General features: G+C 60.4%; 6 protein-coding genes. 3 read left to right on the plus strand and 3 right to left on the minus strand.

Annotation, left to right across the window (positions count from 1 at the left end; translation table 11 throughout):
* The first annotated feature begins 105 nt into the window (after nt 1-105).
* Nucleotides 106-1125: an AbrB family transcriptional regulator gene (locus tag DCO47_RS25400; RefSeq protein WP_116659184.1), complete on the plus strand. Its 1020-nt coding sequence runs from the start codon at nt 106-108 to the stop codon at nt 1123-1125.
* A 175-nt stretch (nt 1126-1300) separates the two neighbouring features.
* On the opposite strand, the gene DCO47_RS25405 is transcribed toward DCO47_RS25400, so the two are convergent.
* Nucleotides 1301-2077, minus strand: a complete 777-nt coding sequence (locus DCO47_RS25405; RefSeq protein WP_116659185.1) for an NAD(P)H-dependent oxidoreductase — start codon at nt 2075-2077, stop codon at nt 1301-1303.
* 86 nt (nt 2078-2163) lie between these two features.
* On the opposite strand from DCO47_RS25405, the gene DCO47_RS25410 reads away from it, so the two are divergent.
* The gene (locus DCO47_RS25410; protein ID WP_177434379.1) at nt 2164-3057 is read left to right on the plus strand and encodes a LysR family transcriptional regulator; all 894 of its coding nucleotides are present in this window, start codon (nt 2164-2166) and stop codon (nt 3055-3057) included.
* Nucleotides 3058-3064: 7 nt separating this feature from the next.
* On the opposite strand, the gene DCO47_RS27090 is transcribed toward DCO47_RS25410, so the two are convergent.
* Entirely contained in the window at nt 3065-3229 is a 165-nt protein-coding gene (locus DCO47_RS27090; protein WP_165839223.1) for a hypothetical protein, read from the minus strand.
* A gap of 83 nt (nt 3230-3312) precedes the next feature.
* Between DCO47_RS27090 and DCO47_RS25415 the strand changes: the two genes are divergently transcribed.
* The gene (locus DCO47_RS25415) at nt 3313-4098 is read left to right on the plus strand and encodes a DeoR/GlpR family DNA-binding transcription regulator (RefSeq protein WP_064363547.1); all 786 of its coding nucleotides are present in this window, start codon (nt 3313-3315) and stop codon (nt 4096-4098) included.
* A gap of 104 nt (nt 4099-4202) precedes the next feature.
* Here the strand turns inward: DCO47_RS25415 and DCO47_RS25420 are convergent, their stop codons facing one another.
* Nucleotides 4203-5486, minus strand: coding sequence for an FAD-binding oxidoreductase (locus DCO47_RS25420; RefSeq protein ID WP_116659187.1), 1284 nt, complete (start codon nt 5484-5486; stop codon nt 4203-4205).
* Nucleotides 5487-5592: the final 106 nt, after the last annotated feature.

A 5592-nucleotide genomic window follows, 5' to 3' on the forward strand; every position in this document is an offset into this window, starting at 1 on the left:
GCTGCGATCTTTTGATCTTGATCTTAAAAAATCAAAAGATCGCAGCCTTCGGCAGCTCCTACAGGGAAATGGTGGTGTGTCAGTTGGATAGCCAGGAAGGCGACTATGAAATCCATTGTGTGCTTGTTGATTGCCGCCGGTTTCGGCGCGTTGTTGCAGTTTGAAGGCGTTCCCCACGGTTTGTTGTTGGGCTCGATTGTGGTGACCGCGTTGTTTGCCAGCAAAACCGGCATCGCCCCGGCAACCCCTTATGGACTTGGCTACATCCAGGTCACGCTGGGCATCGCCACCGGGCTTATGTTCGAAGCCTGGGACAGCGAAACGGCCTCGACGATGTTGCCCAGCCTTGGCATCTTGCTGATCTGCCTGGCCGCACAAATCGCCCTCGCTGGCTGGTGGCTCACCCGGGGCGCCGGCTGGAATCGCACCGATGCGCTGTTGGCGGTGTATCCCGGCGCATTGGCCGCGGTGTTCGATTTGCTTGAATCGGAAAAGGCTTCGAGCAAGGTCATCATCGTGCACCTGATGCGGCTGCTCTTGATCACCGTGCTGGTGAGCTTGCTCATTCCCGGGCAAGCAGCGGTGGCTGAAGTCGCCAGCGATCCGTTGACCACAGGCATGGCGCTGACCGCGTGCTCAGTCATCGCTTTGAGCGTATTGCTCGGGCGTTTGCTGCTGCTGATCGGCGTCCCGGCGCCATTCATGCTTACCGCTATCCTCATTACCGCGGTGTTTGTGAAGTCGGGATGGCTGCATGGCTTTCACATGCCGGAGTGGAGCTTGAACCTGGCGGCACTGATTCTCGGCGTGCGCATCGGCTCGCGGTTTCAGGGACTTGGCATCGCGGAACTGGCGCGACATGGGCGCACGGCGTTGGTCTCGGTGGGTTTGATGATCGTCGTCGCAGCGATGTTTGCTGAGGTAGCCGCGCGGTGGCTGGGCAGTGATCCGCTGTCGCTGTGGCTGGCGTACATGCCTGGCGCGATCGAGACGATTGCGATTGTCGCGTTTGGGGGTGGGCTGAATGTGGTGTTTATCCTGACGCATCATCTGAGCCGGATGGTGCTGCTGCATTTTGCCCCGGCGTTGTTGGTGCAGTTTCGGCGGGTGCGCCAGGAAACTTGAAGCAAGCCAGTGGTGCCTGGCGATTACGGCGTGTCAGTCAGATCCATCCCCCTCTCCCCCAAAGGGGGCGAGGGGGGGCTGTTCAAAACTTGAGCTCGATATCCCAGATCGGCGTAATTTGCCAGAACAACTCGGTCAGTCCCCTCTCCCTTTGGGAGAGGGTTAGGGTGAGGGGCTAGCGGATGTGCGCTGAAAAACCCTCCAGGCCCGGCGCAATCTCATCCTTCAACGTCAACCCCGGAATCTCATACTCCCCACCATTCTGCTGCCGAAACCCGATCGGCCGCACACTCCACATTTCATCCAGGCGCAACCCCAGGTCCTCAGTGGTCTGGCCATACCGCGCCTCATCCATCCGGCTGGTGCGATACACCACAAACGGTGGCACCACATCAAACCCTGGGTAATACAGAATCCCGTGTTGAATCGGAAACAGTAAATCGTCCATCGGCCCATTGATGCCGCGTGGGCTGTAGTGCGATTCCCAGCCGCCGGTGGTAACCAGCAACATCGCCCGTTTGCCCTGCATTTTCCCCTCGCCGTATCGCTCGCCCCAGCGGCTGTCGGAGTGTTCGCCGACGCCATAGGCGAAGCCGTAGGCGTAGACACGGTCGAACCAGCCCTTGAGGATCGCCGGCATGCTGAACCACCACATCGGGAATTGCAGGATCAGTGCGTCGGCCCAGCGCAGTTTCTCTTGCTCGCGGGCGATGTCGGCGGCCTGGGTGCCGTCGGCGTAGGCGCGTTTCGAGTCGAGGGAGGCGTGGAACGGTTGCGATTGATCGCGCTGCGGTGCGTCATCGGCGTCGAGCACGGGTTTCCAGTTCATTGCGTACAGATCGGAGACCTGCACGGTGTGGCCGGCGGCTTGCAGTCGCTGGACGGTGAAGTCGCGCAGCGAGCCGTTGAGCGAAGTCGATTCAGGGTGGGCGTAAACCAGTAATACATTCATGTCGGGTGCTCCGTGAGTGAGATGACTGCAGGATCAGCGCTCGCCCGGTATATTTGAAATGAATGTCTGATATGTCTGGTATAGCCATGAATAATTTGAGACGCCTCGATATCAACCTGCTGCTGACCCTCGACGTATTGCTCGCCGAACACAACGTCACCCGCGCGGCGCAGCGTCTGCATTTGTCGCAGCCGTCGGTGAGCGTGCATTTGGCCAGACTGCGCGAAATCTTCAACGATCCGCTTTTGCTGCCCGGCCCAAGAGGCATGCGCCCGACCGCGCGCGCCGATGAACTGCGCGAGCCATTGCGTGAAGCGCTGGAGGCGTTGGAAAGGGCGGTGGCGCCAGCGGATGTGTTCGACCCGGCGCGGGCGAATAACAGCTGGAAAATCGCCGCGACCGATTACGGTGAATCCACTGTCGTCCTGCCAGCGCTCAGCCATTTGCGCGAACAGGCCCCGGGCACCCGGCTGGCGATCATCGACCTGACGCCGGCGCAAATGGTCAAGCAGGCCGAGCAGGGCGTGTTCGATCTGGCCCTGCATATCAGCGAGGACGCGCCGGCGGAGTTGCATCGGCGACCGTTGTTCACTGAACGCTATGTGCTGGCCGGGCGCATCGGTCATCCGGGATTGACCCGGGCGCCCAGCCGCGAGCAATTCTGTGAGTTGGAGCATGTGCTGGTGTCGCGAGAGGGCGGAGGCTTTTTCGGCGTGACCGACAAGGCCCTTGCCGAGGTCGGCCTGGCGCGGAAAGTGGTGTTGTCGGTGCCGCATTTTCTGATGGCGATGTCGGTACTGGCCAGCACCGATCTGGTGGCGATGCTGCCGTCACGCCTGGTCCGCGGCAATCCGGCGCTGCAAGTGGTCGATGCACCGTTGCAGGTGCCCGGTTATGAAATGGCGATGTTCTGGGCTGAGCGCATGCACCGCGATCCGGCACATAAATGGTTGCGTGAGCAATTGCTCGCCTCGGTTTGACTTGCTGTCAGGCGTGGCCCAGGGCAATCGCGAACGACACGACGATCATGCAGGCGAAGGCGAAATTGAGATTCATGGGCGGTTCATCCTGAGCTTTTAAGAGTGGGGCCATTGTGAACAGGCGCAACGCAAAGAAAAAATTCGCCTTGTTGATTCCAATGATCGAAAGCATTGATGGCCGCTGCGTTTGTATTCGCCCGAGACTTTCGCTAGTGTCGCTGAAACCTGCAATTACAAGCACAAACAGGCACAACCATGCACGACCACTCCATCGCTGAATTGCCTTCGCTGCGCCGGCAGAAAATCCTTTTGCTTCTTGAGCGTGACGGCAAGGTCATGGCCTCCGAGCTGAGCCAGCATTTTGCAGTCTCCGAAGACACCATTCGCCGCGATCTCGCCGAACTGGACAACGCCGGTCTGGTGCAGCGCGTGCATGGCGGGGCGTTGCCGCGACCGAAAGATTCCGGCAAGGATTACTTCACCCGCCTGGATGAGACGGACGAGATCAAAGTGCGCCTGGCGCAATTGGCGGCCCAGCACATCGAGAACGGGCAGATTGTGTTGTTCGACTCCGGCTCGACCACCTTGCAGGTAGCGCGGGCGTTACCCGCCGACATCTGCATTACCGCCGTGACCGCATCACCGCTGACGGCGATTGCCCTGTCCGAATACAAGGGCGTGAAAGTGATTCTGGCGGGCGGCGAATTGAATCCGCATTCGATGTCGGCGAGTGGTCAGGAAGCGCTGCGACTGCTGGCGGGGATCAAGGCTGATCTGGCGATTACCGGCGTTTGTGCGATTCATCCCGAGGTCGGGATCACCTCGCTGCATTTCGATGAAGTGCCGATCAAACAGGCGATGCTCAACAGCGCGACGCGGGTAATTGCGGTGACCACGGCGGACAAGCTCGGTGCGGTGGAGCCGTTCGTAGTGGCGCCGTGCACGCGCCTGCACAGGCTGATTACCGAGCGGCATCCGGGGTCGGGGAATGTCGAGGATTATCAGCGGTTGGGGATTGTGGTGGAGCAGTTGCCGGATTGAGTTTTTTGTTGGGTTTGAGGGCCTCATCGCGAGCAGGCTCACTCCTACAGGGGACCGCATTTCAAAATGTAGGAGTGAGCCTGCTCGCGAAAGGGCCGGTCCGGTCAGCGCAACCGCTCAAGCATCTGGTAATACCACATCCCCGCCGCCAGCAACGGGTTGCCGAGCAGGTCGCCCATCGGTACGCGAATGTGCTGGCACGCGGCGAAGGTGTCGAACTGCTCCAACTGCCCGGTGATCGCCCGGCTCATGATTTCGCCCATGATGTGCGTGGTGGCGATGCCGTGTCCCGAGTACCCCTGGCAGTACCAGACGTTGTCCGAGAGCTTGCCCAGTTGCGGGATGCGGTTGATGACGATGCCCATGGCGCAGCTCCACTGGTAATCGATCGGCACGCCTTTTAGCGCCGGGAACGTGCGCTCGATGCACGGGCGCAGTTCGGCGGCAATGTCCCGTGAGTCCTTGCCGCTGTAATTCGCGCCACCACCAAACAGCAACCGGCCGTCGGCGGTGAGCCGGTAGTAATCAAGGACGAATCGGCAGTCATAGACGGCGAGGTCTTCGCGGTTGATCTGTTGCGCCAGATCGCCGAGCGGCGCGGTGGTGACGATGCCGCCCATGGCCGGGAAAATCTTGCCCTTGAGCTGGCCCGGTTCGAGTTTGTGATAGACGTCGCCGGCAAGCATCACCTGATTGGCGTCGATCTGGCCGTGGGCGGTGCGCACGCCAGGGTTGTCGCCGTGCATGATCTCCAGCACTTCACTGTTTTCGAAGATCAGCGCACCGAGGCTTTCGGCCGCCCGCGCTTCGCCGATGCACAGGTTGAGCGGGTGCAGGTGCATGTTGCGGGTGTTCTTGATTGCGCCGTGGTAGAGCTCGCTTTGCAGCAGATCGCAAACCTGGCTGCGGTCGAGCAGGCTCACTTCATCGCCCAGACCTCGGCGCACGGCTTCGTCGTAGTCCTTGCGCAGATCGGTCATGTGGCTCGGCTTGTACGCCGCGTGCAGATGGCCGTGTTTGAGGTCGCACTGGATCGCATATTTCTCGACGCGCTGGCGGATGATTTCATGCCCGCGCCAGCGCAGGTGCCAGATGAAATCGTCGACGTCATCGCCAAGACTGGCGCGCATCTGTTTGCGCATCGCACCGTCGCCGGAGAGGCTGCCGGTGACTTGCCCGCCATTGCGTCCGGTGGCGCCCCAGCCAATTTTGTGGCTTTCGACGATGGCGACTTTCAGGCCTTTTTCCGCCAGTTCGACAGCAGTGGCGACACCGATGAAACCGCCGCCGATGATCACCACATCGACCTTGTGCCGGCCTTGCAGGGTGGGGTAGTCGGTGTCGTGGTTGAGGGTGGCGGTGTAGTAGGAATTGCAGCGAATGGTCATGTCAGGGTCCACAAAAATTCAGGTTGGTACACGGTCCCCTGTAGGAGTGAGCCTGCTCGCGATAGCGGTGCGTCAGTCAAAAATCAATTGTCTGACACACCGCTAT

The organism is Pseudomonas sp. NDM (genome assembly GCF_003105095.1).
Lineage (GTDB): Bacteria > Pseudomonadota > Gammaproteobacteria > Pseudomonadales > Pseudomonadaceae > Aquipseudomonas > Aquipseudomonas moraviensis_A.